Below are 24424 nucleotides of genomic sequence, written 5' to 3'. Positions count from 1 at the left end.
CTGGGCCGGCTGCGCCGCGGCGCCTTCCGGCTGCGGCGGCGGTGGTTGTGGTGGGGGAGGAGGCTGACGTGGCCGAGCTGGGAGTGGGCATCGGCTGGCGGAGCGAGCTCGACCTGACGATCGAGCGGATGGACGGCGTCGACTTCCTCGAAGTGGTCGCCGAGAACATCAGGCCGGCTCGGCTGCCCGAGTCGTTACGCGTGCTGCGCGAGCGGGGCCTGCCGGTGATCCCGCACGGGGTGTCGCTCGGGGTCGGCGACGCGGAGCCGCCGTCGCCCGCCAGGCTCGCTCATCTGGCCGCCTGCGCGCAGGCTCTCGACGCGCCGCTGGTCAGCGAGCACCTGGCGTTCGTACGCGGCGGAGGCGTCGAGGCCGGGCACCTGCTGCCCGTGCCGCGCACCCGCGAGTCGCTGCGGGTGGTCACCGAGAACGTGCGGCGGGCCCAGGACGCCCTGCCCGTGCCGCTGGCCCTGGAGAACGTCGCCGCCGTCTTCGGCTGGCCCGACGACGAGCTGACCGAGGCCGAGTTCCTCGCGGAGCTGGTCGCGGCCACCGGCGTCGGGCTGCTGATCGACGTGGCCAACCTCTACACCAACCAGGTCAACCTGGGCCTGCCGGCCGTGTCCGCGCTCGACGTGCTTCCGCTGGAGCACCTCGCCTACGTCCACGTGGCCGGCGGCTACGAGCACGGCGGCATCTGGCACGACACCCACACCGAGGTCGCCCCGCAGCCGGTGCTCGATCTGCTGACCGAGCTGTGCGCCCGCGCCGCGCCGCCGGGCGTGCTGCTGGAATGGGACGACGACTACCCGAGCGACGCCGTCCTGGCGACCGAGCTGTTCCGGATCAGGGTGGCCATGTCCCTGGCGGGAGAGCCGCGGTGACCGGCCCGCAGGTCCCCGGCGGGGGAGTCGCGGCGACGGACGAGGTGCGGCGGCGGCTGGCGGAGGCGCAGGGGCGGGTGGTGGCGGCTCTGGTCACGGGGGCGGAGCCGCCTGAGGGTTTCGACCCGGAACGTATGCGGGTGCAGGCGGCGAGCCTGCTGGCCAAGCGGCGCGGCATCGTGGCCAGGCTCCGCCCCGACGCGGCCGCCGCCGCGGGCCCCGACTTGGCCGCGGAGTACGCCGCCTACGCGCGTTCCCGCAGCACGCCGCCGCCCGGCTACCGCGCGGACGCCGACGACTTCGCCGCCTGGTTGCGAGCCCGTGGCCGCATGCCCGCGCCGTCCAGGAAGGGCCGCTGGTGGTCGCGTCTCCTGCCCTGGAACGCGGGCGGCTCCCGGCCGGGCGGATGGCCCGATTGACCGGGGACATCGCCCGGGTTTAGCCGACTTTCGGGCGGAAATTGTGAGGGGATGGGGGGACTGCGCTGTGTCGATGGTTCGTATCTGAGCGTCACGCCCATCGCCTGCAGGGACAGCGTCGGCAGGCCGTACGAGATCACTCTTGAGTTGCATCGGGACGGCAGGCCTTACGGCAGCGTGGGGGAGCGGTGCGGCTGGCTGCTCGCGCGCCTCGCGCGCGGCGTCGACCAGGCCCGCAGGGACGGCGGCGCGGCCGGGCGGTGGGCCGACCCCGACGATCGTTTCCCCGACGAGGCGCCCGACAGCGAGCTGTTCTCCTTCCGCTACCGCACGCGTTCCGGCCTGGTCGGCGGCGGGGAGCTCCGCTGCCAGCTGCGCACCATCCCGAGATGGCAGCCCGTGACCGGCGAGTGGCGGCTGACCAGGCGGGCCTACGTGGAGGCATGGGGCGCCACGGGCGTGGGCATGCGGGCGGTGCTGACCTCGGCCGAGTTGTCGGGGTTCGTACGTGGGCTGGTGGAAGAGGCCGAAGGGTGCCTGGAAGGCAGAGACTTGGCCAGAAATCCTGTCCAGGGGGCAGGCACGGGCGAATCACGGTGATAATTGCCTGTTAGGTCACAGCACCGCTGGGAGGCACGTCCGTGGGCCTGCGCAATCTGGTCTACCGGCTCTATGAGCACCGGCTGGAGGCCAAGCTGTCCAAGGACAGCGTCCCCCGGCACGTCGGGGTCATCATCGACGGCAACCGCCGCTGGGCGCGGGCCATGGGCATGCGCGACGTGGCCAGCGGTCATCGCAAGGGCGCGGACAAGATCTCGGAGCTGCTCGGCTGGTGCCGCGAGACCGGGGTCGAGGTCGTCACCGTGTGGATGTTGTCCAACGACAACCTCAACCGGCCGCGGGACGAGCTGGAGCCCCTGCTACGCATCATCGAGGACGTGACGCGGGAGCTCGTGGCCGAGGGCTGGCGGATCAGCCCCGTCGGAGCGCTCGACCTGCTGCCGGACCGGACGGCGAATGTCCTCAAAGATGCAAAAGAAGTCTCCTCGCACCGTCCAGGCCTGATTGTGAACGTTGCAGTTGGGTATGGAGGAAGGCGTGAGATTGCCGATGCGGTGCGCTCACTCCTCCAGGAGCATGCGAGCAAGGGGGCGAGCATCGAGGACCTCGTCGAGGTGCTCGATGTGGAGCACATCGCGGAGCATCTTTACACTCGCGGCCAGCCCGACCCGGACCTCCTCATCCGGACCTCGGGCGAGCAGCGCTTGTCGGGCTTCATGCTCTGGCAGAGCGCCCATTCGGAGTTCTACTTCCACGAGGCCTACTGGCCGGACTTCCGCAGGGTCGACTTCCTCCGAGCGCTGCGCGATTACGCTGCGAGACACCGGCGTTACGGTTCCTGACGCGACATCTGGGTATTCAGGACGTAACGTTGGAAATGTCCGGCCACAGGACGGACATTTCGGAGAGGGTCCGCCTTTGCATCGTGAACTGCCGAGGGGGGCCGGACCCCGGCGCCGACGGCACGTAGCGGTCGGGGACGCGGGTCCGGTCCGATTCCCGCCTCGTCTGCAGGGTGCCCGAACCTATGGGCGCCCGGGGGAGAACGTGTGGCAGTGTCCTCGAGCAACCCTACGACCAAGCCGGCCAAGCGCACGTACGTGCTCGACACCTCGGTCCTGCTAGCCGATCCGGCGGCAATGACCCGCTTCGCCGAGCACGACGTCGTCCTTCCGATCGTGGTCATCACGGAACTGGAAGGAAAGCGGCACCATCCCGAGCTCGGCTATTTCGCGAGGAAGGCCCTGCGCTACCTCGACGAGCTGCGCATTCAGTACGGCAGGCTCGACGAGCCGATGCCGACGGGGGATGGCACGATCAGGGTTGAGCTCAATCACAGCGATCCGTCCATCTTGCCCGTGGGCTTCCGCCTGGGAGACAACGACACCCGCATCCTGACCGTGGCGCGTTCGCTGGCCGCCGAGGGCTGCGACGTCGTCCTTGTGTCCAAAGACCTGCCGCTGCGGGTCAAGGCCGCCTCGATCGGCCTGTCGGCTGAGGAATACCGCGCGGAGCTGGTGCACGAGTCCGGCTGGACGGGGATGGCCGAGCTCCAGGTGACCGCCGAAGACGTCGAGACGCTCTTCGACCAGGGCACCGCCGACGTCGAGGAGGGCAGGGAGCTGCCCACGCACACCGGCCTGCGGCTGCTGTCGGCCAAGGGCTCGGCCCTCGGCAGGATGCTGCCGGACAAGTCGGTCAAGCTCGTGCGCGGCGACCGCGAGGTGTTCGGCCTGCACGGCCGCTCCGCCGAGCAGCGCATCGCCCTTGAGCTGCTGATGGACCCGGAGATCGGCATCGTCTCGCTCGGCGGCCGGGCCGGCACCGGCAAGTCGGCGCTGGCCCTCTGCGCCGGCCTGGAGGCGGTCCTGGAGCGCCGCCAGCACCGCAAGGTGGTCGTCTTCCGCCCTCTCTACGCCGTGGGCGGCCAGGAGCTCGGCTACCTGCCGGGCACCGAGGGCGAGAAGATGGGCCCGTGGGCGCAGGCGGTCTACGACACGCTGGGCGCGATCACCTCGCCCGAGGTGATCGAGGAGGTGCTCGACCGGGGCATGCTGGAGGTGCTCCCGCTGACGCACATCCGCGGCCGCTCGCTGCACGACGCGTTCGTGATCGTGGACGAGGCCCAGTCGCTCGAACGCGGCGTCCTGCTCACGGTGCTGAGCCGGATCGGCGCCAACTCGCGGGTCGTGCTCACCCACGACATCGCCCAGCGCGACAATCTGCGGGTGGGCCGGCACGACGGCGTGGTGGCGGTGGTGGAGAAGCTCAAGGGCCACCCGCTCTTCGCGCACGTCACGCTGACCAGGTCCGAGCGTTCCCCAATCGCCGCCCTGGTGACGGAGATGCTGGAGGACATCACGCTCTGATCACTTGAGCTCGCCGCAGGTGTACCGCCCCTCCGTCTCGGAGGGGCGGTTCTCGTTCTCGCGTACGATCTTGACCAGCTCGAACGCCGCGTCCTGCTGGGCGGTGCAGACGATCTGGGCCTTGCCGAGCTTGGTCAGCGTGCCCTCGCCCCTGATGTAGACGGTCAGCGTCGAGGTGCGCGGGAGCTGCACCTCGTCGCGCTGGATCGGGTTGAGCGAGTCCTTGATCCCGATGTAGGTGAAGCCGCGCAACGCCGTGTCCCGGTTGCCGAGCGGCTTGGTCGACGCGTCGAAGAGCGCCCCGAGCAGGCTGCCGACGGTGTCGTTGTCGACGTCGGCGGCTTCCAGGATGAGCTCGCCGTCCCTGAGCAGGTAGATCGTCTTCGACGGCGGGGGGATCTTGGTGGTCGGGGCGTTGCCGCGGTCCTGGACGTCGGTGGGCGAGATGCCGCAGGCCGCGGCGCCGACCAGCGCGGCGATGGCGAGGATGCGTTGGGCTTTCATACGTGGGGCAACCAGACGGTGAAGAGGGTGCCGGGGTTCTGAGCGCGTACGGAGATCGTGCCGCCGTGCAGGTGCACGTTGGCCCTGGCGATGGCGAGGCCGAGACCGCTGCCCTGGCTGCGCGACCGGCCCGCGCCGGCCTTGAAGAAGCGGTCGAAGACGTGCGGCAGCGCCTCGCGGGGGATGCCCTGGCCGTGGTCACGCACCTTCACCTCCAGGCCGCTCTGCGTGGTTCTGGCGCTGACCAGCACCGGTGGACGGCCGTGCTTGAGCGCGTTGCCGACGAGGTTGGCCACGATCACGTCGAACCTGGCGGGGTCCAGGTTGACGGCCAGTCCCTGGGGGGCCTTCACGGCCACCTGGTCGCTCCAGCCGCGCATGGCCAGGCAGTCGTCGATGGCCTCGGCCACGTTCACCGGCTCGAGGTTGAGCGTGGCCGTGCCCGCGTCGAAGCGGCTGACCTCGATCAGGTGCTCGACCAGCTCGCGCAGGCGCTCGATCTCCCTGAGCACCAGGCGTACGGCCTCGGCCGGCGCCTCGGGCAGCCGGCCGGCCTCCTCGGAGAGCATGTCGGCGACGGCCGTCATCGAGGTCAGCGGCGTGCGCAGCTCGTGGGAGACGTCCGCGACGAACCTGCGCGACATGGCCTCCAGCGAGCGCAGCTCCGCCACGCTGAGCTCCAGCGCCGCGGCGGCGTCGTTGAACCTGCTGGTGAGCTCGGCCAGCTCGTCCTGCCCGTGGACGGGCAGCCGCGTGTCCAGCCGGCCCTGGCCGAGCGCCTGCGCGGCCGCGCTCAGCCGCCGGACCGGCAGCAGCACCTGCCGGGCCGACAGCAGCGCCACGACCAGCGCGATCAGCACGATGACCACGCCGGCCTGGGTGAAGGTGGTCCTGAGCCTGGCCAGCTGCCGCTCGTCGTCCTTCAGCGGGAAGAAGACGAACGCCCGCAGGCCCGTCGCCTCGATCCTGCTGCCGGCCTCCCGGTAGACCTCGGCGCCGACGATGAGCCAGAGCTCGCCCCGGATGATCTTGCGCTGGGTGACGACGCTCTGCTTGGCCCTTCCGTGGAGCTCGTTGGGCACGTCGCTCATGGACATCGGGCCCTCGGAGGCGATCAGGGCGCCGTACTCGATGAGGACGCTGCGGCCCGGCCCGTTGAGCGCGTGGGCGAGGCGGCCGAGCTCCTTCGCTGTGGGGGCGGCCTCGCCCGGCCTGAGCCGGCCGATGGGGAAGGTGATGCTGCTGAGCTCCCTGGTGACCTGGTCGAGCGCGGTGGTCTCGGCCCGGGTGACCAGCGCGGTCTTGGCCAACTCGAAGCCGATCGTGGCGACCAGCAGCGAGGCGGCCACGGCCACGAGCGTGAACGTGATGACCAGGCGGGCGCGCAGCCCGGTGGGCAGCGGGATCACGGAGGGCTGAACCGGTAGCCGAACCCGCGCACCGTGTGGATGAACACGGGCTCGCCCGGCTTGGGTTCGATCTTCGCGCGTACCCGCTGCACGCAGGCGTCCACCAGCCGCGAGTCGGCGATGTGCGTGTGGTCCCACACCTCGCGCAGCAGGTAGCGCCGGTTGAGCACCTGCCCGGGGTGCCGTATGAGCTCCAGGAGCAGCCGCAGCTCGGTCGGCGTCAGGTGGATCTCCTTGCCGGCGAGCGAGACCTTGAGCGCGCCCCGGTCGACCACGAGGTCGCCGAAGGTGATGCGGTCGGAGGCGGCCGACTCCGCCCGGCGCAGGATGGCGCGGATGCGGGCGTCCAGGACCCTGGGCTCGACGGGCTTGACCACGTAGTCGTCGGCGCCCGCCTCCAGCCCGACGACCACGTCCAGGTCGTCGCCGCGGGCGGTGAGGAGGATGACGGGGAGCTGGTCGAGCTTGCGTACGCGGCGGCACACCTCGATGCCGTCGATCCCGGGGAGCATGACGTCGAGGATCGCGATCTCGGGGCGGCGGGCCCTGATGTGGTCGAGCGCCTCCTCGCCCGTCGCGTAGGACGTGACGGAGTGCCCCTGCCGCGTCAGCGCGAGTTCGAGTGCCGTACGGACGGAGGGGTCGTCTTCTACAAGGAGGATGCCTGCCACGCGCACATTATTGTTCCATGTCCCAAATATCCGAGTTACGTCACCAAATCGTGACAATCCGTTGATGGGGCGAAGAGATGTCGAGTGTCGTCCTGTGTTGGCGCGCAAACCCTCCAAGGGCCGCGCGACAGTGTGATGAATGTCACACTGATCGGGAAACTCCACGCTAACCCGATAGTTAGCCAAACTTACGCCAAGCGATTCCCGCGTTTCGGTTGCGGACCACCCCCTAGGACAGGGCAAGCTCATGGATCGTGAGCCCCGGTCCGCAGTTGAGCGAGCGCCCTCGCGAGCGCCACCCGAAGGATGCCTCTCCCTCGGCGCGGCGGCGTTCGCGTGTCACGCCGAAGCGCGTCGTCATCACCGCCGCCACGCTGGTGATCGTCGTCGGCGGCGGTGGCTTCGTCGCCTACCGCGCCGTCCAGAACGCCAACAGGCCGCAGCAGGCCGCGCTCTCCGTCGACGACTTCGCCAAGCTGGCCGGCGGCGACCTGTCGGGGCCAGACCCCGAGACCGACGCGCTGAAGAACGCCGCCGAGCAGGCCTACCGCGCCGACCAGCTGAAGAAGGGCCGCTCCGGCAAGGCAAAGGGCTTCGACTGGGTCGTCCCGGAGCGGGCGCCCGGCGGTGACGGGTTCCCCGCCGCGAACTTCCCGCCGGGCAGCGACCCCTCGCCGGGCAGCAACAAGGCCACCGCCAAGTCCATGCTGGCGGCCAGAGGCTGGGGCGACGACCAGTGGGGTTGCCTGGAGCGGCTCTGGCAGAAGGAGAGCGGCTGGAACGAGCGGGCCATGAACCGCTACTCCGGCGCGTACGGCATCCCGCAGTCGCTGCCGGGCAGCAAGATGGCCAGCGCGGGCGCCGACTGGCAGACCAACGCCACCACCCAGATCGAGTGGGGCCTCGGCTACATCAAGGGCCGCTACGGCACGCCGTGCGGCGCCTGGGGCCATTCACAGTCGGTGGGCTGGTACTAACAGGTCAACTTTCCTCCTCAAATCGGCAAGCCGCCGCGTCCGATCGGGTATATCGGCGCACGCTGGCCGCATGGGTGTGAAGGTCAGTGTGATCGTCATTGTCTGCAATCCGGGTGACACCGCCGACGCGTGCATCCGCTCCGCGCTGGAGCAGACGATGCCCGCAGACGACTACGAAGTGATCTTCGTCGACGACGGGTCGACCGACGGCATCGGGGAACGGCTGGACACCATCGCCTCGGCCCGCCCCAACGTGCGTACGCTGCACCTGCCGCACACGGGCACGCCGATGCGCGGCCGCAACGTCGGCCTGGCCGCGGCCACCGGCGACTACGTCTACTTTCTCGACCAGGGTGACCGCCTCGAACGTGACGCGATCGCCCGCATGCACGACCGCGCGATGGAGACCGACGCCGACGTGCTGATCGGCCGGCTGGTCCGCGACTACGGGCCGCCGATGACCGCGTTCGAGCGCAGCACCGCCCGCGCCGACGTCGTGCGCGACAAGCTGCTCACCCTGCTCCTTCCGCAGCAGCTCTACCGGCGCACCTTCCTGGAGCAGCACGAGCTCGGCTTCCCCGTCCCCGGCGGGCTGATGGGGGAGCAGGCGTTCGTGATGCGGGCGTACCTGCACGCCAAGGCCATCGCCGTGCTGGCCGAGCACGTCTGCTGCCACCTCGGCCGGCGCCCCGTCGCCGAGGACGAGCCGCGGGCGATCGTGAAGGAGCTGCACGCGCTGCTCGACGACATCGACACCTACGTCGGCGAGGGCCGCCAGCGCGAGCGCATGTACGCCCACTGGTTCCGTTCCGTCGTCCTGCGCCCCCTGCTGACCAGCAAGTTCGCCGACTCATCCGTCGACCGCGGCGTGCACTTCCGGGTGGTCCAGGAGTTGGTGTTCCAGCGGTTCCCCGAGCGGCTCGACACCTACCTGCCCGTTCAGATGCGCGTGGTGGCCGCGTACGTGCGCACGGGACGCCTGGACCAGATCATGCTCCTGGCCAATTCCACCAGGCGGGCGGGCCTGCGCTCCGACCTGACCGAGGTGCGCTGGGACGCCCACGTCCTGGTGCTCGGGCTGACCGTGGAGGTGCACGGCGGCGACGGCACACCCGACAGGTACCGCGCCGACGGCGACCGCCTGCACTGGATCCCGCCGCGCTCCATCGACGCCAGGCGCCTGCCCGAGAGCGTCACCGACGTCACCGACGCGATCGAGCGGGCGCGCATCGAGGTCTACGTCCGGCACACCGAGACGGGGCTCGTGTACTTCCTGCCGCTGACCCAGCACGTGGAGCGCATCCAGGACGGCCGCCGCCGCTTCCGCGTGCAGATCAAGGGCGAGGCCCGGCTCGACGTCACCAGCGCCGCGCTCGGCGAGCCGCTCAGGCCGGGGCAGTGGGAGGTGCACGTACGCATGTTCGGCGGCGCCAACCAGGCCAGGAGCCGCGTCAGCCGTGCCAAGGGGCCGCTCAACTGCCTGGGCGTGCTGGCCCAGCGGCCCAGGATGCGGCTCGTGGTGCCGTGCTGGACCGACCAGGGTGAGCTGGGCCTGGTCGTCGAGCCGCGCTCGTTCTCGGAGTCGATCGCGCTCGTGTCCCCGGGCGTGACGGTCAAGCACCTCGACGGTCACCTGTACGTCGTGCTGCCGGTGCCGTACGTGCCGCCGAGCGGAGGGCCGCCGCTGGAGCTGGTGTTGCGCAGCAGCGGGCGGCGTGCCCGCGAGGTGTGCGCTCCCGCGCTGGTCGAAGCCGGCGTGCCGGGCAGAATCGCCGGGCAGCTCGTGGCCAAGGTGCCGGTCAAGCGGATCATGCCGGAAGACGACCACTTCGGCCCCGGCACCTGGTTGTCGTCGCTGCGCTCGTCGGACGGGGAGTTCGGGCTCAGGTTCGCGCTGGAGATGCGCAGGGGCCGGGTCGAGGTGCGCCCGGCCGCCGCGGCCGAGCCCGAGCGCCGCTCGCCCATGGGCCGCGACACCCTGCTGCACCGGATCGGCCGGCGCCTGCCCGGTGCGCGCCACATGGTGCGTCTGGCGCGCGCGGGCGGCCACCGGTACCTCAAGGAATGACCGGCGTCACTCCTATGGCGTCGGCGCCTACAGCCTGCCTGGTCTATGTGTGGCCGAGCCGGTGCAAGCGGAGCGCGAGCTGGATCTCGAGCGCGCCCTCCGGCTCCAGCCAGCCCTCGCCGAGCAGCTTGCCGACCCGGTCGAGCCGCTGCGTGACGGTGTTGACGTGGATGTGCATGGCCTCGGCCGTACGCGAAGGAGACCCGCCCGAGCCGAAGTAGGCGGACAACGTGTCGGCGAGCGCGGTGCCCCTGCGGGCGTCGTACTCGATCACCGCGCCGAGCGTCGAGTCCACGAAACCGCGCACGTCACGGCCGTCGCCGACGAGCAGGCCGACGAAGCCCAGCTCGGCCGCGCTCGCGCCGTCGCCCGCCCGGCCGAGCGCGATGAGCGCCTCCGCGCACCGCCGCGCCTCCTGGTAGGCCCCGGCGACGCCCTGTGCCCCGGGCGGCTCCCTGCCCTCACCCGACATGCCGGACGCGCCCGCCGTGGCCGGGCTCTGCAGGGACACGCTCAGCTCGGTGGCCACCCGCCGGGCGGCGCCGCTCGCGTCGCCGCCCGGCAGCAGCAGCACGACCTCGTCGCCGCGCCCGGCGGCCAGCCCGTGCCACCTCGTGGCCTGCGACGACGCCCAGAACGCGGCCCGTTCGCGCTGCCCCGCGTGCTTGGCCACCACGACGACGTGCGGCGCGCCCAGATCGACGCCGAGCCGGTGCGCCCGGTCGGCCAGGCCGGGGGAGCCGGGCCGCGCGATCAGGTCGTCGAGCAGCTCGCCCCTGACCCGCCCCTCGGCCTCCGCCACACTCCGGCGGAACAGCAGCAGCAGCGCGCACACGAGCGCCGCCCGCTCCAGGATGGGCTCGTCGGCGTCGTCGCTGCACAGGACCAGCGTGCACAGCGGTTCCCCTCCGACGTCCACCGACGCGATCAGCAGGTCGCCCCTGCGCACGGTACGGCCCAGCGCCCTGGACGCCTGCGCCGCCTCGAACACCTCCTGGTCGAGCTCCCCGACGTCTCCCGTGAGCGCCCGGCCCAGGTCGTCCAGCACCGCCAGCGAGCCGCCGAGCACGTCGGTCACCACCGCCGCGACGTCCTCGATCCCGCCGCCGCGCAGCACCAGCGAGGTCATCCTGTCGTGCGCCAGCGCGGCCCGCTCCACGGCCTCGCCGTGCGCCCTGGCCGTCCGGTGGGCGTGGGAGAGCTCCTCCAGCGCGTTCCTCGTCTCCTGCAGCAACCTGGCGTTGTCGATCGCGACCGCGGCGTGCGCCGCCAGGCTGGCCAGCAGCGACACCTCCTCCTGATGGAACGGCCGCGCGCTGCGGTTGGCCGCCATCAGCACGCCGATCACCCGCTGCCCCAGCCGCAGCGGCACGCCCAGGATCGCGACCAGGCCCTCCTCCGTGACGGCCTCGTCGATGTCGTCCTTGTGCCGGAACCTCGCGTCGGCGAAATAGTCGGCCGTCGCGTACGGGACCGCCGTCTGCGCCACCAGGCCGCCCAGCCCCGTCCCCATGGCCAGCCGCAGCGCCCGGAACTTCGCCGAGATCGACCCGTCGGTGACCCGCATGTACGTGTCGCCCCGCTCGGGGTCGTGCAGTGTCATGTACGCGATGTCGGTGGCCAGCAACTGCCTCGCTCTGTGCACGATGGCCTCGAGCACGGCGTCGAGGTCGCGCAGCGCGGCCAGGTCGCCGGCCGTGTCGTACAGCGCCGACAACTCGGCCTCCCGCCTGGCGCGCCTCCTGAGCAGGTCGCGCACCTTCAGCGCTTCGACCTTGGCCTGTTCGAGCTCCTCGATCGTGGCCGGGTCCGCGCCCGCGGCCCTGGCCGCGATGATCGGACCTTCGAACTCGACCGCCGACGCCTCCCTGGCCAGCAGTTCGAGGAAGGTGGTGCCGGTCACCTGGCCGTCCAGCCGCCGTCCACAGGGAGCGACACGCCGGTGATGAACGCCCCGCCGGGCCCGCACAGGTAGGCGACCAGCTCGGCCACCTCCTCCGGCTCGATCAGCCGCTTGATCGCGGCCGGCTGGAGCATGATGTCCGTCACCACCTCGTCGGGCGCGATGCCGTGCACCCTGGCCTGGTCGGCGATCTGCGCCTCGACCAGCCCGGTGCGGACGTAGGCGGGGCAGACGCACGTCGAGGTCACCCCATGGGGAGCGCCTTCGAGCGCGACCACCTTGGAGAACCCCTCCAGCCCGTGCTTGGCCGCGGTGTACGCCGACTTGTACGGCGAGGCCCGCAGCCCGTGGACCGACGAGATGTTCACGAACCGTCCCCAGCCCCTGGCGTACATGCCGGGCAGCACCTCGCGCGCGATCAGGAACGGCGCCTCGACCATGACCCTGAGCATCGCCGAGAACACCTCGGGCGGGAACTCCTCGACCGGCGCGACGTGCTGGAACCCCGCGTTGTTGACCACGATGTCGATGGGCTCGTCGGGCAGCGCCGCCAAGAAGCCGGGCTCGCTCAGATCGGCCACGACGGCCACGCCGCCGATCTCGGCGGCCACCGTCGTGGCGGGCTCGGCCCGCAGATCGACGACCATCACCCTGGCTCCCGCCGCGGCCAGCCGCCGGGCGCAGGCCGCCCCGATGCCGCCGCCGGCACCCGTGACCAGCGCCGTCCGCCCCGTCAGCTCCTTCGCCATACCCCTTGACTTTAGCGCTCGCCGCGCTCCGGCACATGGGTGCATGAGACATAGAACGCAGTCGCCTTATGTGGCCGACGTGGTCTGCTATGTTGGGTCGCATGATCGCGTATTCGTTCCTGTGGTGGCCCGCCTCCTAGGCGGACCTTCCAGCGCATACGCACACGGCCGCCTCGACGAGGCGGCCGTACGCATGTCGCACGCGCCCCCGTCGAGCACTGACGAAAAGGGACGCTCACCATGACCAGCTCCACAACGCCCGGCACCGCGACGACCACGGGGCCCACCGTGACCTCCACCTGGCCACAGCTGCTCACCATGCTGCTCGACGGCGTGTCGCTCACCTCGCGCCAGACCGCGTGGGCCATGGATCAGATCATGTCGGGCGCGGCCACGGACGCGCAGATCGCCGCGTTCGCCGTGGCGCTGCGGGCCAAGGGCGAGAGCGTGGCGGAGGTGTCAGGGCTGGCCGACGGCATGTTGTCCCGATCGGCCGCCATCAGGGTGTCCGGCGACCCCGTCGACCTCGTCGGCACCGGCGGCGACCGCGCCAACACCGTGAACATCTCCACCATGGCAGCCGTCGTGGCCGCCGCCGCGGGCGCGAAGGTGGTCAAGCACGGAGGCCGGGCCGCCTCTTCCATGGCCGGCGCCGCGGACGTGCTGGAAGGGCTCGGCGTGGTCGTCGACCTGCCGCCCGGCGCCGTGGTCGCGATCGCGGAGGAGGTGGGCATCACGTTCTGCTTCGCGCCGGCGTTCAACCCGGCGCTGAAAAGCACCTCCGGACCGCGCCGCGAGCTGGGCGTGCCGACGGTCTTCAACTTCCTGGGCCCGCTCACCAACCCCGCCCTGCCCGCCGCGCAGGCGGTCGGCGTCTTCCACCCGGCGATGGCGCCGGTCATCGCGGGCGTCCTGGCCGAACGCGGCGGCTCGTCCCTCGTCTTCCGCGGCGACGACGGGCTCGACGAGCTCACCACGTGCGGCCCCTCGACGATCTGGGTCGTACGGCGCGGCACGGTGACGCGGACCGCCTTCGACCCCGCCGACCTGTCGATCCCGCGGGCTCGCCCTGACGACCTGCGCGGCGGCGACGCCCGGCACAACGCGGCGGTGGCCCGCGCCGTCCTCGCGGGAGAGCCGGGCCCCGTACGAGACGTCGTGCTGCTCAACGCGGCCGCCGCCGTGGTGGCCGCCGACGGGGTGCCGCCGGCCGCCGAGCTCACTGCCGCCCTGGGCGCCGCCCGCAAGCGGGCCGCCGACGCCGTCGACTCCGGCGCCGCCGCGGCCCTGCTCACCCGCTGGGCGCAGGCCACGCAGCGGGCGCGGCCGTCCTAGGGACGGGTCATCGACAGAACGTCGAGCGCGGCGTCCAGCTGCTCCTCCGTCAGGGTGCCGTTGGCCACGTGGCCGCGCTCGATGACGACCTCACGGATCGTCTTCCGCTCCGCCAGCGCCTGCTTGGCGATCTTGGCCGCCTCCTCATATCCGACATACCGGTTCAGAGGGGTGACGATCGACGGGGACGACTCGGCGTACTCGCGCAGGCGCTCCACGTTCGCCGTGATGCCGGACACACAGCGGTCGGCGAGCAGCCGCGAGAGGTTGCCCAGCAACCTGATCGACTCCAGCACGTTGCGGGCGATGACCGGCAGTTGCACGTTCAGCTCGAAGTTCCCCGAAGCGCCCGCGAACGTGATCGCCGCGTCGTTGCCGATGACCTGCGCCGCGACCATGCCCGTGGCCTCAGGGATCACCGGGTTGACCTTGCCCGGCATGATGGACGAGCCGGGCTGCAGGTCGGGCAGGTTGATCTCGCCGAGCCCCGCGCGCGGGCCGGACCCCATCCAGCGGAGATCGTTCGCGATCTTGTTCAGCGAGACGGCCACCACCTTGAGCTGCCCCGACAGCTCGACGATCGAGTCTTGCGCGCTCTGGGCCTCGAAATGGTCCCTGGCCTCCAGGAACGGGATGCCGGTCGCCTCGCGCAGTTTCGCGATCGCCTCCTGAGCGAACCCCGCGGGGGTGTTGATGCCCGTGCCCACGGCCGTGCCGCCGAGAGGCAGCTCAAGCACGTGTTCGAGCGCCGCCGTGACGCGTACGACACCGTGCTCGATCTGCGTGGCGTAACCCCCGAACTCCTGGCCCAGCGTCACCGGAGTCGCGTCCATCAGATGGGTGCGCCCCGACTTCACCACGCCGCCGAACTCGGCAGCCTTCGCCCGCAGCGCCTCGGCCAGGTGCTGGAGCGAGGGCAGCAGGTGATAGGTCACCTCGGTCGCCGCCGCCACGTGGATCGACGTGGGGAAGACGTCGTTGGACGACTGGGAGGCGTTCACGTGGTCGTTCGGGTGCACGGGCCGGCCCAGCCGCTCCTCGGCCAGCGTCGCGATCACCTCGTTGGCGTTCATGTTGGACGAGGTGCCCGAGCCGGTCTGGAAGACGTCGATCGGGAAGTGGGCGTCGTGCTCGTTCTCGGCCACGTCGGCGGCGGCCTGCGCGATCGCCTCGGCCATGTCCTTCTCGATCACGCCGAGCTCGCCGTTGACCTCCGCCGCCACCGCCTTGACCAGGGCCAGCGCGGCGATGTGGGACGGCTCGATGGGCCGCCCGGAAACCGGGAAATTCTCCACCGCCCGCTGGGTCTGCGCGCGCCACCGTGCTCCTGCCGGCACGCGAACCTCACCCATCGAGTCATGTTCGATCCTGAACTCGCTCATGACTTCAGTCTGGCTCACGAATTCGGGCTCGCCGGGAAACGCCCCGCGTTCAGCTCGAGATGAGGGCGACGATCAGGATGGCGATCACCACGGCCGCGGCGGCGGCGACCGCCATGAGCACCAGCATGCCGTTGCGGTTGCCGTCGGGCCGCTGCTCCGGCTGGCCGGCGATGGCGAACAGGTCGGTGCCCAGCCCGCCAGGACCCCCTCCCTGCGGCACCGGCGGCGGCTGCTGCCGCGAGCCGGGTTCCTGGTCCGTCGGCGGGTAGACCTGCTGGCCCGGCGACCCGCCCTTCGGGATGCGCGCGGTCATGAACGCGCCCTCGTCGCCCTGCCCCTGCGGCGGTCCGCCCTGCTCGGGACCCAAGGGGAAGGGCCCTTTGGGCCGCGAGATGCTGATCGTACGCTCCGGATCGAACCCCGACTCGGGAGACGCGGTCCCGGGCGCACCGCCCTGCGGCCCGGCGCCGCCCGCGGTGGTTCCCGGCGCACCGAACTGCTGCTCACCCTGCGGCGGGCGCCCGATGCTCTGCGGAACGGTGGGCGCGTTGGAACCCCGCACCGGCCCTCCGGCCCCATGCGGCCCGATCCCCTGCCCACCGGGTCCCTGGTTACCGGGCCCCTGTCCACCAGGCCCGTTCCCCTGCCCTCCGGGTATCTGCCCGCCAGGCCCCTGGTTACCGGGCCCGTGCCCGCCAGGTCCTTGTCCCCCAGATCCCTGTCCGCCGGGCCCCTGCGATCCGGGCCCCTGTCCGCCGGGCCCATAGGCGCTGGGTCCCTGGCCACCGGGCCCGGGTCCGCCCTGGCCCTGCCCGCCGGGTCGTTGCCCGCCGGTCCCGTGCCCCCCGGGTCCCTGGCCGCCGGGTGATGGGCCGCCGGGTCCTTGCCCGCCAGGGCCGTTTCCTGGGCCGCCGGGTCCCTGGCCCCCAGGTCCGCCGGGGCCCGGCCTTCGGCCGGGCCCGCCGCCCGGTGCCGGTCCGGTCGAACCGGGCCTGCCGCCCATCGGATCGGTCGCGCCCGGGCCCTGCCCAGGTGCTCCGGACCCGCCCGGTCCTTGCCCGGACCGGCCCTGCTCGTGTCCTGGACCGCCGAAGGCCCCCTGCGGATCCGGCCCGCCTTGCCCCGGACCGGATCCGGTGAAGGCGTTCGGACCCGGCGCGGACGGCCCGGTGTATCCCTGCCCCGGTCCGCCGGCCGCAGCCGGGCCGCTGAACGCCCCACGCGGCGCCGGATGCCTGGGCCCCGCGGGACCCTGTCCGTGCCCTCCGGGACCCTGTCCAGGGCCGCCCCGGTCCTGCGGCGCTCCCGGTCCGCCGGGCGCGTTTCCGGGCCCGCGCCTGCCAGGGCCGGGCCCCTGGCCACCAGCGCCGGGCCCCTGGTCGTCGCGGCCGGGTGCCTGGTCGGCGGGGGTTTTCTGGGCAGCGAACGGATCGGGCAAAGCGGCCTCCTGCGCCATAAGAGCCTCGGCCGTGAGCACCGGCATCTCGCTCGTGGGGGTGTCGGCGACCATGCGCAGCAGGGTCTCCGCCTTGGCAGCGCCGAGACGCTGCCGATAGTCCTTGTTCAGCAGCCCGTTCAGCACGGGACGGAGTTGTCCCGCCTGCGTGGGCGGGTCGGCGCTCTCGGTGAGCAGCGCCGCCAGTGTCTCAGCGACCGTGGACCGTTCGTACGCCGGCCGCCCCTCGACCGCGAAGTAGAGCGTGGCCCCCAGCGCCCAGATGTCGGACTCGGGCCCGGTGTAGTCGCCCCTGGCACGTTCCGGGGCGGTGTAGCCGGGGGAGCCGATCACCATGCCCGTCTTCGTGAGCCGGGAGTCGCCCTCGGCCTTGGCGATGCCGAAGTCGGTCAGCACCACGCGCCCGCTCTCGGTGATGAGCACGTTGGCGGGCTTGACGTCGCGGTGGGTGATGCCCTGGGCGTGTGCGGCGCGCAGCGCGCCGAGCAGATCGACGCCGATCTCGGCCACGAGCCGGGGCGGCAGCGGACCCTCCTCGTCGATCACCTGTTCCAGCGAGCGGGCCTCGATGAGCTCCATGATGATCCACGGGCTGTCGTCGTGGATGATCACGTCGTGAATGGAGGCCACGGACGGGTGGTTGATCCGGGAGGCGATGCGGCCCTCGCGGACCATGCGTTCGCGCAGCTCCGTCCGTTGTTCTTCGGTGAGCACCGGGTCCTGGCGGATCTCCTTGACCGCCACCTCGCGCCCTAGGGCGCGGTCGCGTGCGCGCCACACGGTGCCCATGGTGCCCCGGCCGAGCGGGGTGATGAGCTCGTAGCGCTTCGCGAGCAGGCGTGTCTGCTGTTCCGGCATGAGAAGAAGATATCGATTCTCGCTTGGGAAGTGCTTTACCCTCGCTTGCGAAGTTCTCTTGGCCAGAACCGCCGAGGAAGGCACAACTTTATCACCGTCGCTTTCAGACGGGCATAAGCCGACGGCGACGGCCGCGCTTCAACGCGCTTCCTGTGCACCCCCTCGCCGGGTTTACGTTCCTGTCTCGGCTCGGGCACGGTGACGGTCTGGGTCTCGGCGCGGTGCAGCCCGCGATGCGCGGGCCTGCGTGTGAAAGACGGCGGTGTGAGAGCAGGCACCGGCCGTGCGGGTTTGGGCTTGCGCGGGGTCAGCGGCTCCTCCGCCGAGCCTCCTGCGGCCACCCTGGCCAGCATCAGCGAGGCGCGTACGGAGTCGAGCCTGGTCTGGGGGTCGATCCGCAGCAGCGCGTCGAGCACGGGGGCCAGCGGGCCGGCCTTGCTCATCGGGATCGGCTCGCCGCTGGTCAGCGCCGCGAGCGCAGCGGCGGCCGTACGGCGGCCGTGCAGGCCCCTGCCCTCGACGGCGGTGTAGAGGGTCGCCCCGAGCGACCACAGATCGCCCGCGGGGCTGGCCTTCGAGCCGAGCACCCGCTCCGGCGCGATGTAACCGGCGGACCCCAGCACGATGCCCGCCTGGGTAATGGAAACGTCACCTTCGAGTGCGGCCAGGCCGAAGTCGGTGAGCACCGCGCGGTCCTCGGTCACGAGCACGTTGCTCGGCTTGACGTCGCGGTGCAGGATGCCCTTGGCGTGCACCGCGCGCAGCGCGCCGAGGATCTGCCGGCCGATCTCGGCGGCCCTGCGCGGAGGGAGCGGCCCGTGCTCCTGGATGAGCTGCTCCAGAGACTTGGCCCGGAGCAGCTCCATCACGATCCATGGCCGGTCGTCCTCGGTGACCACGTCGAACACGGTGATGACCGAGGGGTGGGTGACCATGGCGGTCGCCCTGCCCTCGCGCTCGGTGCGGGCGCACAACTCGGCGCGCAACTCCTCGTCGAGCACGGTGGGCAGGCGCACTTCCTTGACCGCCACGTCGCGGTCGAGCAGCTCGTCATGCGCCCGCCAAACGGTGCCCATGCCGCCACGACCAACCGGCTCCAGGAGCCGGTAGCGCGCGGCGAGTAGGTAACCGGAGGGCGCACGCATGCCTGGCAGCTTACCTATTTGTGTAAACCGACCAGTAGAGGCGTGGCCGATAAAATGTTGCGAAGTTAAGTCAAGTCGCCTGACTCGTCACGTCAGCAAACCTCGCGGCCACATCATCCCAGTTGATGAGGCCCCACAGTTTCTCGACGTAGTCGGGTCGGACGTTCCGATACTGAAGATAGTACGCATGCTCCCAGGCGTCGAACACGAGCAGCGGCGTGGTGTTCATCCCGACGTTGCCGTGATGGTCGTAGACCTGCTCGACGACGAGCCTGCGGCTCGTCGGCTCCCAGGCCAGCACGCCCCATCCGGAGCCCTGGACCGTCGAGGTGGCGGCGGTGAGCTGCTTCTGGAACGCCTCGAACGTGCCGAAGTGCTGATCGATGGCGTCTCTGAGCGGCCCGTCCGGGCGGTCGCCGCCGTCGGGTGACAGGTTCTGCCAGAAGATCGAGTGCAGGACGTGGCCGGACAGGTTGAAGGCGAACGTCTTCTCCAGGCCCACGAGGTTGGAGAACTCGGTCTTGTCGCGGGCCTCGGCGAGGCGCTCAAGCGTGTCGTTGGCGCCCTTGACGTAGGCCGCGTGGTGTTTGGCGTGGTGCAGCTCCAGGATCTCGCCGGTGATGGCGGGCTCCAGCGCGGCGTAGTCGTAGGGCATGTCGGGAAGGGTGTAGTCCCCCATGCGTGTCCTCCTTCTGGATCTTTGGGGACGACACTATTGCAACTCATTCGCAGTTGCATCGGACTTGCGACCTAGGACCTCGCGACGGCAGTGTGGCGAGGGTCAGATTGGTCCAGCGGCGCGGGCGGCGACCAGCCGCCCGCGCCCGCGTCCCCGCCCGGCTTCCTGGAGCGCGTTCACGCAGCTCGCCGTGCATCTGTGCCCGCCGGCACACCCTTGTCGCCGGTCCCCGTGAATGATGATTGAGGGGCGTTCGACAAGCGCGCTTACGGGGACCTAGGGGGCGTCGTCAGCGGGTTGTAAGGGTGCCGAAAGCGGCCGGGGGCATGGTAAAGCCATGAGGGAGGGCCAACTCCTAGGCCACCGGAAATGTCGGTGCCGAGCGTCACACTGGGGGCATGGGCCGAAGTCCTCCCACCGATGTCAGATCGTTGAAGGACGTGATGAAGATGCGCCAGACCCAGGTTCGCCGCCGGCCGAAGAAGCCGGCCAGAGCCGGCCTGGACCTTCGCACGCCGTCAGGGCGCCTGCTGCCCTATTGAAACCACGACCAGGAGCGCTATCTGAGAGGTGCGCGATGTGCAGTCACTACCCCGTTTGCCCCAGTGCCGACTCGCCCGACCGTGAGGCGTCGCACGTGATCGCTTCCCACCCTGACCAGGGGTGGAGCCTGCTCTGCAACGGCGTCGTGCTGTTCGACGACACCGGCCTGCTGCTGCCCGACGGCACTGTCGTGGCACCGCACCGGGCACCGGTGGCCGCGTGACCGCCCACCTCCGGCCGGAGCCGCCGCGCGATGCGCCCGCCGGCGCCTGACCCCGGCTCCTCAACCCCCGGCCGCCGGGGCGCCGCGGTGGCCGGCGCCCGCCCTGATCGAGCGACGCCTGCCGATGGTGGCCGGCGTCCTCCCTGGTCGGGCGACGCCCGCCGATGACCTCCCGCGCGGACGCATCCGCCGCCGTCAGCGGCGGCCGATGGACAGGACCGGGCCCGTCCTGTCGGTGAAGAAGTCGTCGCCCTTGTCGTCCACGACGATGAACGCGGGGAAGTCGACCACCTCGATCTTCCACACGGCCTCCATCCCGAGCTCGGGATATTCGAGCAGCTCGACCTTCCTGATGCAGTCCTGCGCCAGCCTGGCCGCGGGGCCGCCGATGGAGCCGAGATAGAAGCCGCCGTGCTGCTCGCACGCCTCGGTGACCTGCTTGGACCGGTTGCCCTTGGCCAGCATCACCATCGACCCGCCGGCCGCCTGGAAGCGCCCGACGTACGAGTCCATGCGCCCGGCCGTCGTCGGCCCGAACGAGCCGGAGGCGTAACCGTCGGGGGTCTTGGCCGGTCCGGCGTAGTAGACGGCGTGGTTCTTGAGGTATTCCGGCATCTCGCCGCCGTTGTCGAGCAGCTCGGCGATCTTGGCGTGGGCGATGTCGCGGGCGACCACGAGCGGCCCGGTGAGGGACAGCCGCGTCTTGACCGGATGCTTCGTCAGCTGGGCGAGGATTTCGGGCATGGGGCGGTTGAGGTTGACCTGGACCACGTCGTCCGAGAGGTGCTCGTCGGTGGTTTCCGGCAGGAACCGCGCCGGGTCGGTCTCCAGCTGCTCCAGGAACACGCCCTCCGGCGTGATCTTGGCCAGCGCCTGCCGGTCGGCGGAGCAGGACACGGCGATGGCCACCGGGCAGGAGGCGCCGTGCCTGGGCAGGCGGATGACACGCACGTCGTGGCAGAAGTATTTGCCGCCGAACTGCGCCCCGATGCCCAGCTTCTGGGTGAGCTCGAAGACCTTGGCCTCCATCTCGAGGTCCCTGAAACCGTGTCCGGACGGCGAGCCCTCGGTGGGGATCGAGTCGAGGTAGCGGGCGCTGGCGTATTTGGCGGTCTTGAGCGCGTATTCGGCGGAGGTGCCGCCGACGACGATCGCCAGATGGTACGGCGGGCAGGCCGCCGTACCCAGCGAGCGGATCTTCTCCTCCAGGAAGGCCAGCATGCGCTTCTCGTTGAGCACGGCCTTGGTCTCCTGGTAGAGGAACGACTTGTTGGCCGAGCCGCCGCCCTTGGCCATGAACAGCAGTTTGTACTCGTCGGGGTGGCCGTGGGGGTCCTCGGCGTACAACTCGATCTGGGCGGGCAGGTTGTCGCCGGTGTTCTTCTCCTCCCACATGCTCAGCGGGGCCATCTGGGAGTAACGCAGGTTGAGCCGGGTGTAGGCGTCGTAGACGCCCCGCGAGACGTGCTCGGCGTCGCGCCCGTCGGTCAGCACGTGGCGGCCGCGCTTGCCCATGACGATCGCGGTGCCGGTGTCCTGGCACATGGGGAGCACGCCGCCGGCCGAGATGGAGGCGTTCTTCAGCAGGTCGAGGGCGACGAAGCGGTCGTTGCCGCTGGACTCGGGGTCATCGACGATCTTGCGCAGCTGGGCGAGGTGGGAGGTCCGCAGGAAATGGGAGATGTCGTGGATCGCCGTCTCGGTCAGCAACCGCAGCGCCTCCGGTTCGACCTCGAGGAACGTACGCCCGGCCGCCTCGACCTTCCGCACCCCCTCCGTGGTGATCAGCCGATATTCGGTCTCATCGGCTCCCAGCGGCAGCAGGTCGGTGTAGTCGAACTCGCCCATGTCCATCCTTTCGGTCACCCAAGAGGTTAACGGGTGACCGAGCCGCCGGGGGTCACGCCTCGGAGACGGCCGCCCGTGCTCGCGTCCGTGACCGCCCCGCGGTGAGGCCGAGCGTGATGCCCGCGATCACCAGGCCGGCGCCGAGCAGGTCGTACGCCGTCGGCATCGCGATCCCGAGCACCGCCCCCGTGACGATCGCGCCCACCGGGATGAGCCCGGCGAACAGCCCGGCCCGCCCGGGGCCCAGCCGGGGCAGCGCGGAGTACCAGAGGAAGAAGGCCACGACGGTCACCACGAGCGCCAGGTAGGCCAGCCCCAGCCCTTCGGCCACGGTGGGCGTCCGCACCATGCCCGGCCCTTCGTACACCAGCCCGACCAGGGTCAGCATGGGCACCGCGAGCGCCGTCGAGTAGGCCGCCACCCTGATCGCCCCCAGCTTGGGCAGCAGGGGGATGGCCAGCAGGGAGAAGCTCACCTCGCCCACGAGCGCGCCGAGGGCCCAGAGCAGTCCGGGCAGGTTGCCGCTGCCGAGGCCGGTGGCCAGGATCGCCCCTGCCACCACCACGCACGCTCCGACGAGCAGCCGTGGGGCGGGCCGCCCGCCGGCCAGCGCGAGCCAGAGCGGCACGGTGCCCAGGATGGTGCCGACCAGCGCGGGCCCGGACTCGTTGGTGGACTCGATCACGCAGACGTTGAAGACCACCAGGCCGAGCAGAGTGAGCCCGGCCAGGCACAGGCCCTCCCGCAGCGTCAGCCGGACGAAGCGCAGGCCGAGCACTCGTGTGATGGCGAGCAGGATGACGGCGGCCACGAGGTACCGCACGGCCTGTCCGCCGTAGATGGGGTAGTCGCCGATGAGCCCGGACACGCCCGCCAGCGTCCCGACCAGGAACATGGCGGAGGCCGCGCCGACGATTCCGTGTCTCATGTGCGGAATGCTAGGAGAACGATGGTTCGGGAAAACAGTCCAATGTCCCGCCGGATGACAGGACCAATATGGCCGATCTCCACATCCAGATAAATCGCGATAAAGGGGGGATCGCTGGTCAGATCGCCTCCGAGTTGCGCGATGCCATCAGGGGCGGCCGGCTCGCCCCCGGCACCCGCCTGCCCGCGACCCGCGACCTCGCCACCGACCTCCAGGTCTCCAGGGGCGTGGCGGTGGAGGCGTACGAGCAGCTCGTCGCCGAGGGTTTCCTGGTCTCCAAGGTGGGCGTCGGCACCCAGGTCACCCCCGTGCCCCCCGCCAGGGCCGCACCGAGGCAGCGCGCCGCGGCGCAGGAGCGGCCCACGCCGGTGCGGCCCACCTCGGACACCCCCGCGGGCTCGCCGTACTACGGTCATCGTCCCACCTCTCCCGACCTCAGCCACTTCCCCCGTGAACGCTGGCTCGCGGCCGTCAGGCACGTCCTGGCCACCGTACCCTCGGACGCCCTCGACTACGGGGACCCCGGCGGCGTGCCTGAGCTGCGGGAAGAGCTGGCCGGCTACCTCAGGAGGGTCAGGGCGGCGGACGCGCGCCCGGAGAACCTCATCATCGTCGGCGGCGTGGCGCAGGGGCTGAGCCTCGTGCTCCACGTGCTGTCCCAGCGGCGCGCGGTCAGGCTCGCCGTCGAGGACCCGACGAGCCACCGCCAGGTGCCCCTGCTCAGGCGAGCGGGCGCGCACCTCGTCCCGGTGCCCGTGGACGAGGAGGGCCTCGACGTGCGCAGGTTGAGCGGCGACGCGGTGCTGGTGACGCCGGCCCACCAGTTCCCGACCGGCGTGGTGCTCTCTCCGTCCCGCAGGGCCGCGCTGATGGAGTGGGTCCACGTGGGCGGCCGCGTGATCCTGGAGGACGACTATGACGCCGAGTTCCGCTTCGACCGCGACCCCGTCGGCTGTCTGCAGGGCCTGGCGCCCGACCGCGTGATCCTGTCGGGCAGCGTCAGCAAGGCGCTCGCGCCCGGCCTGCGCCTGGGCTGGGTGGCCGCGCCGCCCGACCTGGCCGAGGACGTGCGCCGGGCCAGGGGCGAGCTCGACCTGGGCTCGCCGGTCATCGAGCAGTACGCGCTGGCGCACTTCCTGCGCACCGGCGGCTACGACAAGCACCTGCGCCGCATGCGCAGGGAATATCGTCGCCGCAGGGACGCCCTCGTCAGGGCGCTGGCCTGCGAGCTTCCCGAGGTCAGCGTCAAGGGCATCGACGCGGGCCTGCACGTCTATCTGGAGTTGCCGGACGGCTGGGACGAGCCGCGGACGGCGCGGGTGGCACGGGAGCTGGGGCTGTCCGCCGAGCCTGTGGGGCCGATGCGCCAGTCGCCGGGGAAGCCGGCGGTGGTGGTGGGGTTCGCGCGGTTGCCCGGTCACAAGGCTGCCGAGGCCGTTAAAGGCTTAAAAGTAAGAATGTCAGGACATGCTATGGATTAAGAGTTTCATATCCGCCTGGGGCGAGGGCTCCG

Annotated in this window: 21 protein-coding genes; 10 read left to right on the top strand and 11 right to left on the bottom strand. The window is 71.1% G+C overall.

Annotated features, from left to right (window positions below; genetic code table 11):
* From E1294_RS25430 to phoH2, 5 genes are all read left to right on the top strand, one after another.
* The coding region (locus E1294_RS25430) for an MbnB/TglH/ChrH family RiPP precursor modification enzyme (protein ID WP_132512271.1) at positions 1–884 on the top strand (884 nt) is incomplete at its 5' end.
* The gene (locus E1294_RS25425; protein ID WP_132512269.1) at positions 881–1303 is read left to right on the top strand and encodes an SCO6045 C-terminal-like domain-containing protein; all 423 of its coding nucleotides are present in this window, start codon (positions 881–883) and stop codon (positions 1301–1303) included. The genes E1294_RS25430 and E1294_RS25425, both read left to right, overlap by 4 nt.
* 51 nt (positions 1304–1354) lie before the next feature.
* Positions 1355–1903, top strand: coding sequence for a hypothetical protein (locus E1294_RS25420; protein ID WP_132512267.1), 549 nt, complete (start codon positions 1355–1357; stop codon positions 1901–1903).
* Positions 1904–1944: 41 nt separating this feature from the next.
* A complete protein-coding gene (locus E1294_RS25415; RefSeq protein WP_132512265.1) occupies positions 1945–2706 on the top strand; it encodes an isoprenyl transferase in 762 nt (253 codons plus the stop codon).
* Between the two features lie 207 nt (positions 2707–2913).
* On the top strand, positions 2914–4233 hold the full coding sequence (phoH2, locus tag E1294_RS25410) for an RNA 5'-3' helicase PhoH2 (RefSeq protein WP_281284500.1): 1320 nt from the start codon (positions 2914–2916) through the stop codon (positions 4231–4233).
* Here phoH2 and E1294_RS25405 read toward each other — a convergent pair whose 3' ends face one another.
* From E1294_RS25405 to E1294_RS25395, 3 genes are read right to left on the bottom strand one after another with little or no spacing between them, the layout of a single operon-like run.
* On the bottom strand, positions 4234–4737 hold the full coding sequence (locus tag E1294_RS25405; protein ID WP_132512263.1) for a hypothetical protein: 504 nt from the start codon (positions 4735–4737) through the stop codon (positions 4234–4236). It abuts the gene before it with no gap.
* Positions 4734–6146, bottom strand: coding sequence for a sensor histidine kinase (locus E1294_RS25400; protein WP_132512261.1), 1413 nt, complete (start codon positions 6144–6146; stop codon positions 4734–4736). The genes E1294_RS25405 and E1294_RS25400 overlap by 4 nt, the downstream gene beginning before the upstream one ends.
* On the bottom strand, positions 6143–6817 hold the full coding sequence (locus tag E1294_RS25395) for a response regulator transcription factor (RefSeq protein WP_132512259.1): 675 nt from the start codon (positions 6815–6817) through the stop codon (positions 6143–6145). The genes E1294_RS25400 and E1294_RS25395 overlap by 4 nt, the downstream gene beginning before the upstream one ends.
* Before the next feature lie 272 nt (positions 6818–7089).
* Between E1294_RS25395 and E1294_RS25390 the strand changes: the two genes are divergently transcribed.
* Positions 7090–7794, top strand: coding sequence for an aggregation-promoting factor C-terminal-like domain-containing protein (locus E1294_RS25390; RefSeq protein WP_246083264.1), 705 nt, complete (start codon positions 7090–7092; stop codon positions 7792–7794).
* A 70-nt stretch (positions 7795–7864) separates the two neighbouring features.
* Positions 7865–9862, top strand: a complete 1998-nt coding sequence (locus tag E1294_RS25385) for a glycosyltransferase family 2 protein (protein ID WP_132512257.1) — start codon at positions 7865–7867, stop codon at positions 9860–9862.
* A 43-nt stretch (positions 9863–9905) separates the two neighbouring features.
* Here E1294_RS25385 and E1294_RS25380 read toward each other — a convergent pair whose 3' ends face one another.
* Positions 9906–11765: a helix-turn-helix domain-containing protein gene (locus tag E1294_RS25380; protein ID WP_246083263.1), complete on the bottom strand. Its 1860-nt coding sequence runs from the start codon at positions 11763–11765 to the stop codon at positions 9906–9908.
* Positions 11762–12514: a 3-hydroxybutyrate dehydrogenase gene (locus E1294_RS25375; RefSeq protein ID WP_132512255.1), complete on the bottom strand. Its 753-nt coding sequence runs from the start codon at positions 12512–12514 to the stop codon at positions 11762–11764. Before E1294_RS25375 ends, E1294_RS25380 begins: the two co-directional genes overlap by 4 nt.
* A 240-nt stretch (positions 12515–12754) precedes the next feature.
* On the opposite strand from E1294_RS25375, the gene trpD reads away from it, so the two are divergent.
* Positions 12755–13849 (top strand): anthranilate phosphoribosyltransferase, encoded by a 1095-nt coding sequence (gene trpD, locus E1294_RS25370; protein WP_132512253.1) that lies wholly within the window; start codon positions 12755–12757, stop codon positions 13847–13849.
* Here the strand turns inward: trpD and E1294_RS25365 are convergent.
* The 4 genes from E1294_RS25365 to E1294_RS25350 all read right to left on the bottom strand — a co-directional run bounded on the left by E1294_RS25365 (position 13846) and on the right by E1294_RS25350 (position 19369).
* A complete protein-coding gene (locus E1294_RS25365) occupies positions 13846–15231 on the bottom strand; it encodes a class II fumarate hydratase (RefSeq protein WP_132512204.1) in 1386 nt (461 codons plus the stop codon). The two genes, trpD and E1294_RS25365, sit on opposite strands and share 4 nt — an antisense overlap.
* 49 nt (positions 15232–15280) lie before the next feature.
* Positions 15281–17545: a serine/threonine-protein kinase gene (locus tag E1294_RS57300; protein WP_132512202.1), complete on the bottom strand. Its 2265-nt coding sequence runs from the start codon at positions 17543–17545 to the stop codon at positions 15281–15283.
* 35 nt (positions 17546–17580) lie between these two features.
* The gene (locus E1294_RS25355; protein ID WP_132512200.1) at positions 17581–18690 is read right to left on the bottom strand and encodes a serine/threonine-protein kinase; all 1110 of its coding nucleotides are present in this window, start codon (positions 18688–18690) and stop codon (positions 17581–17583) included.
* Positions 18691–18760: 70 nt separating this feature from the next.
* A complete protein-coding gene (locus E1294_RS25350; protein ID WP_132512198.1) occupies positions 18761–19369 on the bottom strand; it encodes a superoxide dismutase in 609 nt (202 codons plus the stop codon).
* 577 nt (positions 19370–19946) lie between these two features.
* On the opposite strand from E1294_RS25350, the gene E1294_RS25345 reads away from it, so the two are divergent.
* Entirely contained in the window at positions 19947–20135 is a 189-nt protein-coding gene (locus tag E1294_RS25345) for a DUF5999 family protein (protein ID WP_132512196.1), read from the top strand.
* Between the two features lie 195 nt (positions 20136–20330).
* Here the strand turns inward: E1294_RS25345 and E1294_RS25340 are convergent, their stop codons facing one another.
* On the bottom strand, positions 20331–21983 hold the full coding sequence (locus E1294_RS25340; RefSeq protein ID WP_132512194.1) for a fumarate hydratase: 1653 nt from the start codon (positions 21981–21983) through the stop codon (positions 20331–20333).
* Between the two features lie 52 nt (positions 21984–22035).
* On the bottom strand, positions 22036–22911 hold the full coding sequence (locus E1294_RS25335; protein WP_132512192.1) for a DMT family transporter: 876 nt from the start codon (positions 22909–22911) through the stop codon (positions 22036–22038).
* A gap of 134 nt (positions 22912–23045) precedes the next feature.
* On the opposite strand from E1294_RS25335, the gene pdxR reads away from it, so the two are divergent.
* Complete coding sequence (pdxR, locus tag E1294_RS25330; RefSeq protein WP_246083262.1) at positions 23046–24392, top strand: MocR-like pyridoxine biosynthesis transcription factor PdxR; 1347 nt, start codon at positions 23046–23048, stop codon at positions 24390–24392.
* Positions 24393–24424 lie beyond the last annotated feature (32 nt).

Source organism: Nonomuraea diastatica (genome assembly GCF_004349015.1).
Lineage (GTDB): Bacteria > Actinomycetota > Actinomycetes > Streptosporangiales > Streptosporangiaceae > Nonomuraea > Nonomuraea diastatica.
This window is presented reverse-complemented; position numbering and strand designations above follow the sequence as displayed.